Annotated in this window: 9 protein-coding genes and 1 pseudogene; 9 read left to right on the top strand and 1 reads right to left on the bottom strand. The window is 43.2% G+C overall.

Features of this window, described 5'->3' with window-relative positions; translation table 11 throughout:
- The 9 genes and pseudogenes from BM114_RS10220 to BM114_RS10180 all read left to right on the top strand — a co-directional run bounded on the left by BM114_RS10220 (window position 1) and on the right by BM114_RS10180 (window position 17,847).
- A complete protein-coding gene (locus BM114_RS10220; RefSeq protein ID WP_092113135.1) occupies window positions 1-1,758 on the top strand; it encodes a RagB/SusD family nutrient uptake outer membrane protein in 1,758 nt (585 codons plus the stop codon).
- Between the two features lie 82 nt (window positions 1,759-1,840).
- The gene (locus BM114_RS10215) at window positions 1,841-4,603 is read left to right on the top strand and encodes a SusC/RagA family TonB-linked outer membrane protein (RefSeq protein ID WP_369808421.1); all 2,763 of its coding nucleotides are present in this window, start codon (window positions 1,841-1,843) and stop codon (window positions 4,601-4,603) included.
- A 21-nt stretch (window positions 4,604-4,624) separates the two neighbouring features.
- Window positions 4,625-6,313: a RagB/SusD family nutrient uptake outer membrane protein gene (locus BM114_RS10210; RefSeq protein WP_092113132.1), complete on the top strand. Its 1,689-nt coding sequence runs from the start codon at window positions 4,625-4,627 to the stop codon at window positions 6,311-6,313.
- Between the two features lie 27 nt (window positions 6,314-6,340).
- Window positions 6,341-8,374: a SusF/SusE family carbohydrate-binding protein gene (locus BM114_RS10205; RefSeq protein WP_177207091.1), complete on the top strand. Its 2,034-nt coding sequence runs from the start codon at window positions 6,341-6,343 to the stop codon at window positions 8,372-8,374.
- Between the two features lie 71 nt (window positions 8,375-8,445).
- Window positions 8,446-10,302, top strand: coding sequence for a glycoside hydrolase family 16 protein (locus BM114_RS10200; RefSeq protein WP_092113127.1), 1,857 nt, complete (start codon window positions 8,446-8,448; stop codon window positions 10,300-10,302).
- Window positions 10,303-10,315: 13 nt separating this feature from the next.
- Window positions 10,316-12,796, top strand: a complete 2,481-nt coding sequence (locus BM114_RS10195; RefSeq protein WP_092113122.1) for a glycoside hydrolase family 2 TIM barrel-domain containing protein — start codon at window positions 10,316-10,318, stop codon at window positions 12,794-12,796.
- Between the two features lie 42 nt (window positions 12,797-12,838).
- Window positions 12,839-15,142 carry a glycoside hydrolase family 3 N-terminal domain-containing protein gene (locus BM114_RS10190; RefSeq protein WP_092113203.1) on the top strand — a complete coding sequence of 768 codons (2,304 nt, stop codon included), beginning with the start codon at window positions 12,839-12,841 and terminating at the stop codon, window positions 15,140-15,142.
- A gap of 24 nt (window positions 15,143-15,166) precedes the next feature.
- On the top strand, window positions 15,167-16,384 hold the full coding sequence (locus BM114_RS10185; RefSeq protein WP_092113119.1) for a sialate O-acetylesterase: 1,218 nt from the start codon (window positions 15,167-15,169) through the stop codon (window positions 16,382-16,384).
- A gap of 227 nt (window positions 16,385-16,611) precedes the next feature.
- Window positions 16,612-17,847 (top strand): annotated as a pseudogene (locus BM114_RS10180) (IS4 family transposase).
- Between the two features lie 463 nt (window positions 17,848-18,310).
- Here the strand turns inward: BM114_RS10180 and BM114_RS10175 are convergent.
- A partial coding sequence (locus BM114_RS10175) for a transposase (protein ID WP_143089294.1) occupies window positions 18,311-18,452 on the bottom strand: 142 nt, incomplete at its 5' end.

Below are 18,452 nucleotides of genomic sequence, written 5' to 3'. Positions count from 1 at the left end.
ATGAAAAAAATGATATATCTATTAGTAGCCCTTGTCTCCGCGCTGCTTGGAGGATGTGGAGATTATTTGGAGGCTCCCCCTACCGTAGAGCTCGATGAAAATAAAGTTTTTGCCGATAGAACCTTGACAGAAAGGTTTCTTACGGGGGTGTATGCAGAAGGAATGCCACTTGGCTTTAATATGAGGACATCGGGGACTGACAGCAGATTGCACTCTTCTTCGACATTGGGTTCAGCTTGCGATGAAGGAGAGGATGTGGGAGACTGGGCCGCGGGCAATTCTGCCTGGAATACCGATAACCGTACCAACGAAAGCATTCGGTGGGATGAGGATACCAGACATGATTTGCGTTGGTCTACTCTCAGGAAATGCAATATTATCCTGGAGCGTATCCACGAGGTTCCTTTTGATCAGGGAGACCCTGATTTCAACAAACGTACTGAAGGCGAGGCGTACTTTATGAGGGCATTGGTTTTTTGGGAAGGAGTGTATAGATATGGAGGTTTGCCAATCATCCATTCCAGACTTAACTCTGGTGATTTCTCGCTCCATCCAAGAAACTCATTTGAGGCATGTGTTGATTCCATTATTGCCGATTGCGACCGTGCCATTAATTTGTTGCCTGACTACTATACTGACGATACCAAAAAAGGGCGGGCAACTCGCATAGCTGCCTTGGCTCTGAAATCAAGAGTGTTGCTTTATGCTGCAAGTCCATTATTTAATACGGACACTCCGTATCTTGCTTTTCCCGGACACGAGGATTTAATTGGCTATGGAAATTATGACAAGGAACGGTGGAAGAAAGCCGCCGATGCCGCCAAGACTGCACTTGATGCCGTCAATGCATCGGGCTATTATGGTTTGTACACAGAGGGAACGCCTGAAAGTAATTATGAATATGTGTGGACTACCCCAGATAACAAGGAGGTTATTCTTGCAAACAAAAAATATCGTAATTTCAGGGTAAGTTCCCTTCCAATGGTAGCCGACCTCCCTACATGGGCCATGAACAAGGCGTGGGGAGACGGAGGACTGTATGCAACCTTCAACTTTGTCAAGTTCTACGAGAAGAAAGATGGGACAAAAGCCGACTGGAATGATGCTGGTGGCGATGATCTAATGAATATTTACAGTTCGCTGGATCCGCGTTTTGCCCAAACCATAGCATACCATGGCTCGAAATGGAGTGACGAGGTAGGTACGATAAACTTTTTACCTAATGGGGCTCAGAGTTCTTCGACGGATAAAACCCGGCATTTGCTCCACAAGTGGGTTCCTAGAACTATGAAGGTTACACCTCCGCTAAACACCGCTAATGTCGATTGGATTGTGTTCAGAGTGGCGGAATTGTATCTTAACTATGCTGAGGCCTTGAATGAATATTACGAAACTCCGCCGGCTGCGGCTTTCGATGCCGTGGCTAAGGTTCGCGCTCGTTCTGGAATGCCTGCGTTCCCTTCTACACTTAACAAGACTGAGTTCCGAGAAAAGTTGCGAAATGAGCGAGGAGTGGAACTTGCGTTTGAAGACCACCGCTTTTGGGATATTCGCAGATGGCTTATAGCCGAAAATGAGGGCGTGATGCAGGGTAGGATGTATGGCCTTAAAATCAAATCTAACGATGGCACCACGACCAATATCCACTATGAGCCTTATGTTTTCGAGCTGCGTTCATGGAGTCGCCGTTCGTATCTGCATCCTATTGTACAGGATGAAGTGAACAAAGGCTATCTTGTTCAAAATCCCGGGTGGTAATGACGCTTATGTTGAATCTAAATATAGAAAAACAATGATGACGAAATATAAAAGACTGATGTTGGGATGTGCTGTACTGTGTATGATGCCAATCGGAGGGAAGGGGCAATCTCAAGATACACTAATAGTCAAGATCGGCTATGGCAGCCAACAGTCATGGAAGACGACTTCTGCTATATCAACGGTCTACAACGACGAGTTGATGAAAATAACTTCGCCTTCTGTTGGCAATGCTTTGAAAGGTATGTTGCCTGGGCTTACTGCTATCCAGCAAAGCGGAGAACCTGGATACGACTTCTATTTACAAAATATGTACTCGCGGGGGCTAAGTTCTTTCGTGAGTGGTCAAAAGTTGTTGGTTATAGTTGATGGTTTCGAAGCTTCTTTGGACTATATTTCTACCGAAGAAATAGAGTCCGTCTCCCTGCTTAAAGATGCGGCAGCCTTGGCTGTATACGGGGCAAGAGGGGCAAATGGAGTGTTGTTGATAACAACCAAAAAGGGACGAATTTCTGCTCCCTGTATATCTGTTAGGGTGCAGACGGGATTCCAAACTCCTACTGCAATGGACGATCCTTTGGATGCATACGACTATGCTCATTTGTATAATCTGGCAAGGGAAAACGATGGGCTTTCCCCACGCTACAGTCCAGAAGAGTTGACATTTTATCAGAATAACTCCAGTCCATACCTTTACCCTAATGTAGATTGGAAAAAAGAAATGCTAAAGAAAAGTGCACCTCTCACCTTTGCGGAAATGGCTTTTCGCGGTGGGACTGATGTTATTAGATACTATGTGATGGCTGGACTAATGCAAAATAACGGATTTTACAAGGGGACAGACAGCAAGCGTAAGGAAAGCTCCAATGCTTATTTCGCAAGATTCAATTTCCGTGCAAACCTTGATGTAAATGTCAGCAAGAATCTGTTGGCATCACTTTACTCAGGAGTCAGTGTGGGAGATCTGTCCGCTCCTGGAGGCGACAGTAGTGCTTCCAGTTTGATAGGGGCTATGTGGACTACTCCACCCAATGCTTTCCCAGTTTACAATCCCAACGGGACTTTTGGCGGGAACAGTATTTATACGAATCCAGTAGCCAATATCACTAACAGGGGATTGTATAAGGAAAATTCGCGAACCCTTCAAATCATCTTCAATCTGAAATATGATTTGGGTGATTGGGTTAAAGGCTTGAGCCTTTCTGCTGGTGTCGGATATAATAACTACATGGCAGACACATCATCGAAAACCCGGAACTATGCCCGTTATTCTCTTACCGCCGACCCAACGGCAGAAGGGGGATACAACTATACAGTCTATGGAGCTGATGCTCCCTTAACTGCTACCGAAAGTTTCAGAACGGATTTTAGCCGCATCAACTTTAAGGCTCAATTGGATTATAGCAATACCTTTGGACATCATGGCATTGATGCTTCCGTGCTGTTCCTTTCTGATTTATACAAAGTATATGGTGTCCGCGACGACACCAAATATCTGAACTATGCTGGACGCTTTACTTATAATTACAATAAAACATACATCGCCGAGTTTGCAGCATCTTATATGGGTACCGATAACTTCGCCCCCAAAAGTAGATACGGCTTCTTCCCGGCGATATCGGTAGGGTGGATTGTTTCCAATGAGAAATTCATGAGACATGTTAATTGGCTAGATTTTCTAAAACTGAAAGCCTCTTATGGGCAGGTTGGCAATGACCAAACTAGTGCACGCTATATATTTGACGCAACCTATAGCGGTAGTGGCAGTTATCTTTTCGGTGTAAGTTCTTCAACATCGAGTGGATTTCACGAAGTAACATTAGCCAACCCTGATGTCAGTTGGGAGCGTAAGAATATTTTAAATTTCGGTTTGGACGCTCGACTGTTCCATCTCCTTACCGTTGGTTTTGATATTTTCAATGAGAGCCAGAAAGATATTTTGGTGCAGCCTTATTCTATTGTCCCTGGATTTGTTGGGGCATCGTATGGCGATGTATTGCCATACATGAATGTGGGGCAAGTCGATAACCATGGATTTGAATTGAGTCTCCGCTATGACGGCAAAATTGGCAACAGCTTCAACTATTATGTTGAAGGTTCTACATGGTATGCCAAGAACAAGGTAAAAGAGATGGGGGAAGACCTAAAAGCTTATGACTATCTTTACCACCGTAACAATTCTGTATGGCGCCCTATTGTTCTCGTTGCCGAAGGTTTGTATCAGGACGTTGATTTCGACACCAATGGCAACCTGAAAGATGGTATGCCCGTTCCACAATATGGGAAGGTGTTCCCTGGTGACATTAAATATGTAGACCAGAACAATGATAACATGATAGATGACAATGACACATATCCCTATGGATATTCTTCTATTCCGGAATGGAACTATATGTTCAATCTTGGATTTAAAAGGGAAAACTTTGATTTTTCTGCGCTTCTTCAAGGAGTTGCTAACAGAGACATCTACCTTACAGGAGCAAGCATCTATTCATTTCGCAATAATAGTACAGTCTCACCTCTGGCTCTCGATAGTTGGACAAAGGATAATACTGATGCTAGTTACCCAAGACTCTCCACGACCAGATTCGACAACAATTACCGCAGTTCGACCTATTGGAAACGCAATGGAAGTTATTTGCGATTACGAAACATACAGTTAGGGTATTCTCTGCCATCATCCGTCTTGAAATCAATTAGGTTAGACCAAGTCTACTTCTATATCAACGCAACCAATCTCTTTACAATTTCCCATGTTGGTGGACTAGGCGACCCAGAAATGAACTCTCTTACTAATTATCCTATTACCAAGACTTATAACATTGGATTGAAAGTCATATTTTAAACCCTGAAAAAGAATACTAACATGCAAAGAACATTTATATATAATATTTTGTTGGGGATATGTTTATGTGCTAGCTCCGTATTCTGCTGTTCATGCAATAGCTATTTGGACAGAGAAATCGATTCCTATATAAACAAGAACATGACCTTTAGTTCTTATGAGCGCACCAATCAGTATTTGGTAAGCATTTATGCCATTATTCCTGACGGTTTAGACAGAATGGGTAGTGGCGGAATGTTTGATGCTGCTACCGACGATGCAGAACAAGCATTGGAGACTTCGAATGTTCAAAAGTTCAATACTGGGTCGTGGAATGCCGTATCCAACCCCGATGACATGTGGAACCGGCTTTACTCAGGTATTCGCATGGCCAACGAGTTTCTTGAAAATGCTGACGGTGTGAATTTAGATACTTATAAAAACGATCCCAGTAACCAGACGGAATATCAGAACAGGTTGAAGGATATTAGAATATGGAAAGCTGAGGCTCAGTTTTTAAGAGCTTATTTCTATTTCGAATTGCTCAAGCGGTATGGCCCCGTGCCAATAATCACTACACCGCTATCTATCAATGGTGATTATGGCAATACAGAGAGACCCAGTATGGAAGAGTGTGTCGATTTCATTTCGAAAGATTGTGACGAGGCAGCCAGTATACTGGAAATTACTCCATGGCGCGACAATACAGCCCTTGGGCATGCTACCAAAGGAGCCGCCTTGGCATTAAAAAGCCGTTTGTTGCTTTATGCTGCAAGTCCTCTCTATCAAGACTGGACCAATACTTCGGAAGAAAGCCTGCCCTCCAACATTGCTAAATGGACAGAGGCAGCAGCAGCAGCTAAGGCCGTCATAGATTTAGGTCAATATTCTCTAACCCCGTTTTATACAGACCTGTTTACGAATAACTTTCAAAGCAGCGAGTTTATCTTTATGAAACGCTATTCTGCCAACACTTCGCTAGAGAGTTACAATTTCCCCATCAGTTTTGGAGGACAGGGGGGGACCAATCCTTCACAAAATCTTGTCGATGCCTATGAAATGAACGATGGAACAACTTTCAGTTGGGACAATGCTAGCCAGGCGGCAAATCCATACAAAGACAGAGATGCTCGCCTTAATGCGACTGTAATTGTAAATGGCAGTCAGTGGAAACAGAATACCGTGGATATTTGGACTGGAGGCAAAGACGGTGCTTATACAACCAATGCGACCAAGACAGGATATTATTTGAAGAAATTCTCTAATGAGTCTGTCAATATTCTTACCGGTGGTGGAGCCCTCGGACATACATGGCCCATTTTTCGACTTGCGGAAATCTATTTGAATTATGCCGAGGCTTTGAACGAGAGCGCCCCTGGGAATCCAGACATTGCGGAATATGTAAATAATGTGAGAGCGCGAGCAGACCAACCAGACTTGCCCGAAGGATTGACTCAAGAGCAAATGCGCGAAAGAATCAGACGGGAAAGGCGCATAGAACTTGCGTTCGAAGAACATAGGGCATGGGATGTGCGGCGTTGGAAGATTGCTTCTTCAACGCTCGGCACAGTTTTGCGAGGTGTCAACATTACGAAAGAAGGTGATGTTGCAGTCCGATATCTTCCGTATACTGTTGAACAGAGAACATTCCTGCCCAAAATGTATTGGTATCCTATTCCACAAAGTGAATTGCTCAAGCTGCCTTCTTGGAAACAAAACCCAGGTTGGTAAAACATGTTTAATTTTAAGAAAGTAAATATGAAACATATCTTTTATATTATTTCTACCGGCGTGTTAGTGCTCATAATGGGTGGTTGTATAGATAACAATATCTCATTCGATGAACAAATCAATATTGCAAAAGGTGTCTACATTTACGGTCCTGCGAGTGAATTTTCTGCCGAGGTGCCTAAAGGTCGCCTTGCCAACCTCAAAGATACAGTGCTCTACGGTCTTAATGTTTGGCTAAAGCCCAACGAGAGGTTTAAAATATCCTATGTCGGAGATGACGGTCAACCTATTGCATTAGGAGTTAGTGGTGAGGGATCTGCATTATCGCCCAATGTTAGGGTTTATAATCTGTCTCAGGGTAATGACGGGGTATCCGTACCTACAGAGGGACTTTATAAGATCATTGTAAATAAAAAATTAAACGAACTCAATGTCATCCCCATGGACTTTAAAATAGTTTCCGATTTGGAAATTACTGAGCATGGAGCAAAAGAATTAGCCTTAGATAATGTAACTTACGATCACAACGCTCATGTCGTAACTTGGAAGAGTGGCGACAAAGAACAACTGTTAACACCGACCGAATATACTTTCTGCTATGGGAACGGACTACCTGTTTTGGTACGCTATAGTGAATCCCAAATAGATACTCTCTCATCTGTCTATACGGGCATCGGTGCTAACATAAGAACCAATGTGCTTACCAATGAATACACAAACCTTACCAATCTGTCAAAAGTGAATCTGAAATTAAAACGCAAGGGAAATTATATTGTGAATATACAATATAGCGTGTTGTCCGAGAACTTCACGGCAAAGATTGATGGAGAAGAAGTCATAGAGCCAGAGGCTCATGGGTATTCCACGGAGTTGTATATGGGTGGTGAAAATTTTGGAGGATGGGGTGTAGACAATTCTGTCAAGATGATTCCTGTTGGCGTTGCAGGAAATGGTGCTTTTTGGACCATCAGGTATTTCACAGCAGGGAAAGCGATAGAATGGTCTACAAACCAGACAGGTTCTGATAGTTTTGCGTCCCAAGGCAGCAATATGAATTTTACCACAGATGCCCAGGGGCATGCAACGGTTTCCCAGTCTGGCTATTACTTGGTATATGTGGACCTTTCTCGTAAATTGATTTCTTTCGAATCTCCAGAAGTATATGGAATAGGAGATTGTTTTAATGGCGATGAACAACGGTTTGTATTGAAAGGCGACCATTTTGAAGGTAAAACAACGAATCAAGGTAATCTCAAGATGTTTGCCGTATCCAAATACAACGACCGTGAATGGAATTCCATGGAGTTCAATATCACCAACAATATGATATCCTATCGAGGTGTAGATACACAAGAGATGGAAAATGTACCAGTAGCACAAAATATCCCCATCGAACTGAATTTCATGGACGATACAGCAAAGTTCGATTATGTAATGTCTGAGACAAATGTTCCAGAGTATGCCACAGCGTTATATCTGACCAGTGATGACTTTGGAAACATGAACTGGGGCTCTCCTTTAGTAGAATCATTTGATCGTTCGTACAGCGAAGACTATCGTTGGTTTTATGTCAATTATTTTAAAGGGGGGACGGGCTTAAGGTTTGCTACGGAGAAATGTTTTGGGGGAAACGAGTTTGTGGAATTGAAAGACAATACTGGATATACTATACAAGGTGGCAAGGCCATCATCCCAGAAGACGGAATTTATATGATTTTTATCGACCTCAGTCTTCGTATGGTATGTATACAAAAGGCTACTATTTACGGGTATGCCGGTAGCACCAACTTCACTTTCTTGACAGATTCAAATGGTAAGACCGTGTCCGCAATACTTCCGAATGATGGTCGTGTGCGTACCTATGTCAGGATACCGAAGTTTAGTAGTTTGACGCCGAGGTTCTCCGAATGGAAACGTGAGGTAGCGGTTGACCTTGAAACGGGAGAATTGGCTTTCCGCAAGCCAGGAGCTGATGAACCTAACAAAGACCATATATGGAAGGCTGGTACCAAGTTGACATACGATTTTCCAAATAAGAGGGGGATCGTAGTAGAACCTTGATACGGAATTAACGATTTGAGTGATGAAGAGGTACTCAGCAAAAGAACAAATTTCATAAAAAATCCAAAAAAATGAAGAAGATTTATATTTCTGGTGCAATCATATTTATTTGCCTAGCTTCTGTACAAGCACAATCCATACCACAAATAGAGGAACCTACGGGATGGACTTATTACGATGGTGACGAATTTAATGGTAGAAAGGTGAACTATCAGTATTGGGGGGTGTATGGCGACAACTATACAAAAAATGCACAATATGGTCAAAACAACAGGAACCAGCGTATGGCTCAAACCTACAGAACAGAGCAGATAACTTTTGAAAACGAAGGCGGCAATCGTGTGGCGCGCATTACGGCTACGCGCGACAACAATCCTCCCGCACCAATGTATGCTGCCGATAAGTTCGGGTGGTGGTCTGGTGCTTTGTCCAGTCATGATTCCAGGAACTATAATGGCAATGACCCAAAGTATTATCCATTGTTCTCGCGCATCGAAATAAAAGCTAAAGCTCCTTACCAAATAGGTGTATGGATGTCGCTTTGGTTACGCCACCGAATGGGTGCCAGCATGTTTGAAATAGACTTGGAGGAATTCTTCGTGAAATGGAACAAAGAGAAAGATCCAACGGTTCCCTTCAAGATTAACCAGTCTATCCACGGCAATGACAACACGACAGGTAAAGTGAGGTATAATCTCAATGCAGAATCGGATAGAATCACCGCTATTGATTTCAACCCTGAAGAGGATTTTCATATTTATGGCGTACAGATAGAACCAGACATCGACGATCCAAGTAATCATGTGGTAATCAGTTTTCTAATTGATAAAAGAATTCGTTCCGTATGGCGCAGTCGAGACTATGGCAATCGATACAACAAGTTCATGAATAGCGAAGTACGAAGTGGACATGACAATGCTACTTGGGATATAGCTATCACGGGCCAGATTGGTGCCAGCAACGATTCTGGCGATATGGGTGTGGGTTATCCGGAAGATAATCCTGCTTATGCTACCGACAGGTCATTGACCCCTCACAGTTACAGCATGGACATAGATTGGGTTCGGGTCTTCACTCGCACAGGTACACCTTTGTGGCATGGCACAGAGACCTATACTAGCGATGCTGCCATGTCAGGCACTCGGGTTGCTTTACCTGCAAGTCTTCTGGGAAAGGCAGTTGTTGGCGACCGCATCATATTCGATCTTAAGAAGAGTGGCAAAGACAAATATCCTTACCTTGATTTGAGAGATAGTAATGGCAAGCCCATCTCTGCATGGGAATTAAGCATTGCCGACGGCGATGCCAAGGTGGCGTTTAGAATAGAAGACGAAACGATGCTTAACAAGCTAAAGGCAGAAGGCTGCACAGTTTATGGTACAGGCGTAACTATTTTTGCTGCAAGTTTGGAACGGCACAATGGAATTGCCTGGGAAGGTGATAAAACCATCAAATGGGGTGAGGTGTTGGTTAGTTCTAAGGAGTTTTCTGGTGTAAATGAAGGAGATACACTTCAATTTCGCATGCGCGATGTTGCAAGTAACGCAAAATGCTACTTGCGCCTGAATACAAAGGTAGAAGGCCAAAGTGACCGTCCCAATTTGCCATCGGACACACAGTGGGGGCACATTATCAACCTTGCCCAAAATAAGGAAGACAGTATTTACAACTTTGTTCTGAACACCGCTGCAGCAGAGGCTTTGAAGACTTACGGTTTAGCAGTAACAGGTAGCAAATATAACCTAATTCAAGTTAAGGTAAAGCTCAAAAGTGCCACTTCGTTTATCCAGTCTATAAACGATGGACAACGGCAAGCTTCCCAAGGTATATACAACCTTGATGGTTTGAAGTTGACCGATGGGTATCATCCGGAAGCGCTAAGGGCGGGTGTCTACATTTACAACGGAAAAAAACTTATTATAAAGTAGTATCTATCTCAAGATGAATATTGTCAAATACATATCCTCTCTTCTTGTATTGTCACTTTTCCCCGCATGGATTACAGCTTCCGAGCGTATAGCGTTCGATCAGGGCTGGAAATTTCGTATTGGCAAAAGCCTAGGCTGGGAAGTTCCCTCGCTTGACGATTCATCATGGAGAACTTTAGACTTGCCTCACGATTGGGCCATAGAGGGCGACTTTCATGTCCAAAACCCTTCTGGCTCTGTGGGAGGTGCATTGCCTGGTGGGGTGGGATGGTATCGGAAGCATTTCACAATCGAGGATGCAGACGGAACAACACGATATTACATAGATTTCGACGGAGTGTTTATGAACTCTTCAGTTTATCTAAATGGACATCTCTTGGGAACGCGTCCCTATGGTTATGTAAGTTTCAGGTACGATTTGACTCCGTATTTAAATAAGAATGGAGAAAATGTTCTTGCTGTTTGTGTAGATAATAGCAAGCAGCCTAATAGCAGGTGGTACAGCGGATGCGGAATCTATCGTCATGTATATTTAGTGCGGAAACAAAATTTGCATATAGCGAATTGGGGTGTTTTTGCAAGGGCAGAATTGCAGAAGCATGTTGCTCAAATAGATGTGGATGTCGATTTGGAAAATCATCAGAGAAAGCCTTGCCCAGTCCATTTATGTTGCTCTATTATTGATGCGAATGGCAAAGTTGTGTCGCAAACAAAGGCATCCTTTGTTGCGAAAGTTGGAAAGACGACAGTATGTAAGAAATTGTCTTTGCGTAACCCTAATCTTTGGTCTGTGGACAAACCATATCTTTACAACTTAAAAGTAGAGGTGCTGACGGAAAAGAGTATTGTGGACAAACAAGACTTAAGTGTTGGTCTTCGTTCTTTCAGGTTTGATTCCCAAACAGGCTTTTGGCTCAATGGGACAAACTTGAAAATCAATGGAGTTTGCTTACATGGCGATATGGGCTGTTTAGGAACAGCCGTCAATGAGGATGCCATTCACAGGCAACTTTCGATGTTGAAAGAAATGGGAGCCAACGCCATTAGGTGTGCCCATAATCCTCCGGCTCCCGAGTTGCTGAACATGTGTGACAGTATGGGATTACTTGTGATGGACGAGTCTTTTGATAGTTGGCTCAACGGCAAGACCTTATTTGATTATAGCAAATATTTTGCAAACTGGTATGAGAGAGATTTGAGAGATATGGTGTTGCGCGATCGCAATCACCCGTCTATTATCATGTGGAGTATAGGAAATGAAGTATTGGAGCAGTGGAATACAAATCGCCATGAAACAGTTTCGCTAGATTTAGTTAACATAGAATTAAATAAGAAAAGAGATGCGTCATTGTTGTCTGATATCCGGGAAAGCAGCAATACCACATTAACCAAGAAACTTGTTTCTATCGTCAAGCAGATGGATGGAACGCGTCCAGTTACTGCTGGATGTAATGAAGTGTCGCCCCAAAATCATCTTTTCAAGAGTGAAGCACTTGATGTCATAGGTTTCAACTACCACCATCAAGAAGTCAAAAATGTACCCCATGATTTTCCAGGCAAACCATTCTTGCTTACGGAAAGTGTATCGGCTTTGCAGACGCGTGGCTACTATGTGATGCCCAGTGATTCCATATATTGTTTGCCAGGTAAGGCACGCCCTTATATGAATCCGACTTTCATGTGTTCAGCCTACGACAATATGCAAACTTCATGGGGCTCTATCCACGAAGCCACATGGGATGTCGTCAAGCATACTCCCTACTGTTCGGGACAATTTATCTGGACAGGTTGGGATTATATCGGAGAACCGACTCCGTTTGCGTTTCCTGCACGCAGTAGTTATTTCGGCATCATCGACTTAGCGGGCTTTCCTAAAGATGTTTACTACATGTACCAAAGTGAATGGACGGACAAAGATGTGTTACATTTGTTTCCACATTGGAATTGGATTGAAGGGCAGACCGTAGATCTTTGGTGTTATTACAGCAATGCTGACGAGGTGGAACTTTTCATCAATGGGGTGTCAAAGGGTGTAAGAAAGAAAGGAAAACATGACTATCATGTGATATGGAGAGTAAAATACCAGCCAGGGGAAATTCGTGCTGTGTCAAGAAAAAACAACAAGGTAGTGAAGGAAAGTATTATAAGAACAGCAGGTACCCCCGACCATGTACGCCTCGTTCCGAATACTACAACACTTGTTGCCGATGGTCGTAGTTTATCCTTTGTGACAGTGGAAATCGTCGACAAAGATGGTATTCTTTGCCCCCTTGCTGAAAATCAGGTATTTTTCTCTTTAGAGGGAAAAGCTAAAATAGTAGGAGTTGATAATGGCTGTCAAATGTCGATGGAGCGTTTTCAGGCCAATCACCGCAAAGCATTCTTTGGGCGCTGTCTAGTGGTGATACAGGCTGATAAAGAGACCTCGACAGTCACCCTTTCTGCCAAGAGTGTTGGATTAGGTGCAGGAATAGCCAAAATAACCGTTAAGTGAAATATGCTATTGGAATATGGACACAGAAAAGATTATCTAAAAATGAAAAAAACATTTCTGTTTGTTGATATATTGAAGGCAATAATCCTGTTTTATTCTACAGGAGTTTCCGCTTCCGTGCCCCACAAGACTGTAACGAGTAGTGTAAACAAACCTGTTGAAATGGTTGGCAAGAAAAATGTGGAGGAGAAGTTTATTGCCAACCTTATGGCAAAGATGACTTTAGAAGAAAAAATAGGCCAACTTTCCCAATATGTGGGACGCGAGTTCCTGACAGGTCCAAAGAGTGGGGAACTCTCCGACTCGTTGTTGGAAAGGGGTATGGTTGGATCTATTCTAAATGTAGGGGGGGTGGTCAACTTGAGAAATATCCAGGAGGAAAACATGCAGAAATCCCGTTTGAAGATTCCTATTCTTTTTGCCTTTGATGTTATCCATGGTTTTAAGACCATATATCCGACTCCATTAGCAGAATCCTGCTCATGGGACTTGGATTTAATGTACCGCACGGCTAAGTCTGCCGCAATAGAGGCCTCGGCCTCAGGCATTCAATGGACCTTTGCCCCGATGGTGGATATTGCACGAGATGCCCGATGGGGACGAATCGTAGAAGGGGCTGGTGAAGACACTTATTTAGGCTGCAAGATAGCTGAGGCGCGTGTGAAAGGTTTTCAATGGAATCTTTGGCATCCCAATGCTCTGATTGCATGTGCAAAACACTTCGCCGCTTATGGTGCGCCGCAGGCCGGACGCGACTATGCCCCAGTCGACATGTCTAATGCCACCTTGGCGGAGGTCTATCTACCACCGTTCAAGGCATGTGTGGATGCAGGCGTGCAGACCTTCATGGCCTCGTTCAACGACATTAATGGGATACCTGCGACAGGGAACAAATGGCTACTTACAGAGCTTTTGCGTAACAGATGGCATTTTAAAGGATTTGTAGTGAGCGATTGGAACGGGGTGATTCAACTCAAGACACAAGCTGTTGTTGAAGACGAAAACGATGCCGCAGCACTTGCATTGAACTCTGGTTTGGACATGGACATGACTGATGGGTTGTTCAATGCCTGTTTGGCCAATGCCGTACAAAATGGGAGTGTATCAGTAAGTACTATTGATGTTGCTGTAAAGCGTGTATTGTCTATAAAATACAGGTTAGGCCTGTTTGATAATCCATACCGTTTTTTTAATACAGAACGAGAAAGGAAGGTGGTGAAAAATGCCGAGCGGATGCAAATTGCAAAAGAGGCAGCACTTAAATCTATTGTGTTGTTGAAGAATGAAAACAAAACATTACCTCTTTCAAAATCTGTTAAGAAGATTGCCCTTATAGGGCCATTAGCAGACAATCAGTCTGAGGTAATGGGCTCGTGGAAGGCGTGTGGCGATGAGAAAGATGTTATTTCAGTTTATTGTGGATTGAAGTCGAAACTTGGTACTGGCATCAAGATCCTTTGTGTGCAAGGTTGTGATTTCAGCGACAGGAGTAAACAGGGATTTGCAGAGGCGATGAAAGTTGCCCAAGAGAGTGATATTGTTATTGCTGTTTTGGGCGAAAAAGCCTTAATGAGTGGGGAGTCTCGCAGTAGGGCTTTTCTATCTCTACCTGGGGTGCAGCAACAATTACTCGACACACTTAAAACAACAGGTAAACCGATTGTTACGGTACTGATGAATGGGAGACCTTTGGTGCTTTCAGAGGTGGAAAAGGCTTCAGATGCGATACTGGAAACTTGGTTTCTTGGGACTCTAGCTGGCAATGCTATTGCCGACATACTTGTCGGCGATTATAATCCGTCTGGTAAGCTCACAACATCTTTTCCACGAGCAGAAGGACAAATCCCCAATTACTACAATTATAAGCGTTCGGGACGACCGGGAAATATGGAAAAAACATCTACTATGCGACACATAGACTTACGAAACGAGAATCTTTATCCCTTTGGATATGGATTGAGTTATACACAATATAGATACGATAATTTCGTTTGCCCTAAAACTTTTGACGACAAAGGGAAACTTCCCGTAAGTGTAAATATTACAAATACTGGTGAATATGATGGGGAAGAGACCGTGCAGCTTTATGTATCTGACCTCGTTGCAACGATGGTGCGTCCAGAAAAGGAACTAAAACAATTTAAAAAGGTGTTTATTCCCCGTGGACAGACGGTAAGAGTAGACATCGAATTGGACGCACGCGAACTTGGCTATTGGACTAACGACATGGAATACAAACTTGAGCCAGGAGATTTCGCAGTAATGATTGGACCCAACAGTCGCGACTTACTGTGTAAGAATGTAACTCTGAAAACGATTCCTGTCGATTTGCCAAATAAACAATAGAATAATGATAAAAAATTGTAGACGATGAAAAATATAGGTTTAAAACAGCGTTTTGGAATTCTTTTGACTATCTTGTTATCAGGTTCCTTGTTTGTCAGTGCTGATACGGCAGATGATTGGGATCCGATAACAGATGTTCAAAAAGAAAATTTCTATATTTATATAGTTTTCGGACAGTCCAATGCGGAAGGATATGCAGCACGCCCTTTAGATGAGGATAAAATCCCCAATAAAGATTTAAAAAATCTTATCGCATATGACAATTATGAAAACGAAGATGCTACAGGTATCAACGATTCTCATCTTGGCGAATGGGAGTCGGTAGCAGAACCAAACTGCCGCAAGTGCAAACACTTCCAAACAGCTTTCAGCTGGGTAAAAACATTTGGAGAGGAGATGTTGGCAAGGAATCCTGGGAAAAAGTTCGGCTTTATACATGTAGCGGTGGCCAGTGCCGGAATTCGTCTGTTCGACAAGGCACTATATGCGACATACATGGATGGTACGCAAACTAATCCGTCGCCTGATGCGAATGCACAGAAGAAAGCAAAATATGCTTATGGAGGCAATCCCTATCAAAGGATTATCGAAATGGCTAAGATTGCACAGAAATATGGAACTATCAAAGGTATTCTCATGCACCAAGGAGAGGCGGATGGATGGAAGAGCTTTTGGCCTTCAGAGGTGAAGAAGGTCTATCGTGATATGCTGAAAGACCTTTCTTTAAAGTCATCGGAGATTCCCCTCATATTTGGAGAGCCGACGGGTGGCAATGGCCCTATACCCAACCAAGATGCCATCGTCACAGAAGGAAATGCCTACTATATTCCCAATTGCTATAAGGTGAAGGCATTGGACCTTCCCTATATTCCCAATAGCAAGCTGCATTTTACACGCGAAGGCTATGTCGAACTGGGTAAAAGATTTGCCGAGAAAGCTTCGGAACTACTTGTTACTACCGGCATAGATGGAGTATCCTTTTCTAAGGGTAATATTGAGGTTACGATAGGGAAAAGGAGCGAAGGTAAGTTTGAGATTAAATCTTCTGTTCCTTTGGTCAAAATCAGAGTATTCTCTTTAGAGGGATGTTGTTTGGCCAACTTTGATTTGAATAATTTATCAAGTTTTATTTTTTCAGCCCGTTTGCTTACCAATAAGTTAGTTATATTGGAATTTGTTGCGGCCAATGGTGCAAAGAAAATAGTTAAATATTTTGACTCTACGTCATGTCTAGTCAGGTAGATAATAGCTCTTTTTGATGAAATCAGTGTATAGAGACGAATCCTACGAATCCCAGTTCGTTTGACATATACTTTCATATAAAAGGAGTCCACTTTGAGGAAACAGTACAAGGAGATACAGAATTATTGCTGTCCGGTAAAACTTTAATTCATGTCAAAGATTAGGGCTGACACTTCTCCCGAGGTATCAGCCCTTTTGGTTATCTTTGTATTTGGAAAAATATAACCATGAGCAAAGATAGTCATTTCTTCGGACAGCCGATGTATGGTCAGCTGATAAATTTGCTTGATAAGGCAGAAACCCTTAAAATCAGCCGTGAGAGCGGTGGTGAGCACTATGTAAAGCACTTTGATGCCTGGCAGCACCTTGTCGTGATGCTTTATGCGGTAATCAAACGGTTCGATTCACTCCGCGAGATAACGGACTCCATGTTCCCCGAGGCCCGCAAACTGGCACATCTGGGCATTCGGGTGATGCCGCGGCGCAGCACTCTGTCCGATGCCAACGCACGCAGGTCAGAAAGGATATTTGAACACATATACCGTAGCCTGTATGACCGGTACAGGAACGAACTTTCCTCGGACAGCCGAAAACGCCAGGTTCCCTCATGGCTCCACCGCCTGCAAATCATTGACTCCACCACGATAACCCTGTTCTCCAACCTCCTGTTTAAGGGTGTCGGCCGTCATCCAAAGTCGGGGAGGAAGAAAGGAGGCATCAAGGTGCACACGAACATCCATGCCAACGAGGGTGTACCCTCGGACATAAGGTTCACCTCGGCTGCGACCAACGACTCCTTCATGCTCAGACCCGCGAATTACTACAAAGGTGACATACTGGCCATGGACGGGGCCTACATTGACTACTCGAAGTTTGAGGAACTCACCCGAAGGGGTATCGTATATGTTACGAAAATGAAGAAAAACCTTGTCTACGAGACACTTTCTGACAAAATGTACATGACACCTGAGGGACTGATGGAGAGCCGGGAGCGAAAAGTGAGGTTCACAAAACATATGAAAGGCGGGGAAACCAACACACATACTGCAAGGATCATCACATACATTGACTTAAGGAAGAAAGTGCCCAGGCTCATCTCTTTGCTTACCAATGACATGGATATGGACCGGTAGGAGATTATTGCCATATACCGGAAAAGAAGGGAGATAGAGCTGCTTTTCAAACAGCTCAAGCAGAACTTCCCCCTGCGCTACTTCTACGGAGAGAGTGCCAATGCCATCAAGATACAGATATGGGTTACCCTTATAGCCAATCTTCTGGTAATGGTCATCCGGAAGCGCATCAAACGGACATGGAGTTTCTCCGGATTGGCAACAATGATAAGGCTTATGCTGATGTATTATGTGAACTGCTATACTTTCCTTGAAAATCCGGAAAAGGACTGGGCGAAAATGCTTGAGGAAGCCAAGGAAATACCACCGGAGCCGACCTTGTTTGACTAAGAGGGGGCTTACTTTTTGAAAAATATATCCACAACACCTGTATATTGGGATTGAGGATAGGTTTTTTGCTGTTTTTATTTTTAGCGGACAGCAATAATACAGAATAGTTGTCATAACAGGATGGAGCCGTTCCATGCCAAGGATTAGTTCGTGTTTCTGGAAAGCATGAGTGAGAATATTTGCATTGAAAAGGCAGATTCAGGTAATGACAAATATTATTCGTCAGCAATTTAGTTGTACTCGCTCCTAAAGTGTTCTTTGTCATAGCAAGCGTAATTTTGGAATATCGTGTGTCAGAGAATCTCATGAGCCTTATTTGAGGGCGATACTTCCTAAGTATCACACCCGTCATAGCCTGTTTCTATATACAGAAACAGGTTTGTAAAGCCTTGTCAAAGTACTTATCGCACATTGGTGGAATCTTATGGGCACAGTTGCAAATATCCGTGGCAATAACATTTTGTTATCCAAAGATCATCGTCGTTCTATACATGAAGAATGGCAGGTCTTGTACTCCACGGAGCTGTGCTCTGAAGCCTTTCAACTTTGAGTTTAGAGATTCTGCATGAGCATTAGTTGATCTGTTGATGAAGTAGTTTAGTACT

The organism is Prevotella sp. KH2C16 (assembly GCF_900113305.1).
In the GTDB taxonomy this organism is placed as follows: domain Bacteria; phylum Bacteroidota; class Bacteroidia; order Bacteroidales; family Bacteroidaceae; genus Prevotella.
Note: the sequence above shows the minus strand (reverse complement) of the source record. Positions and strands in the feature narration are given on the sequence as shown.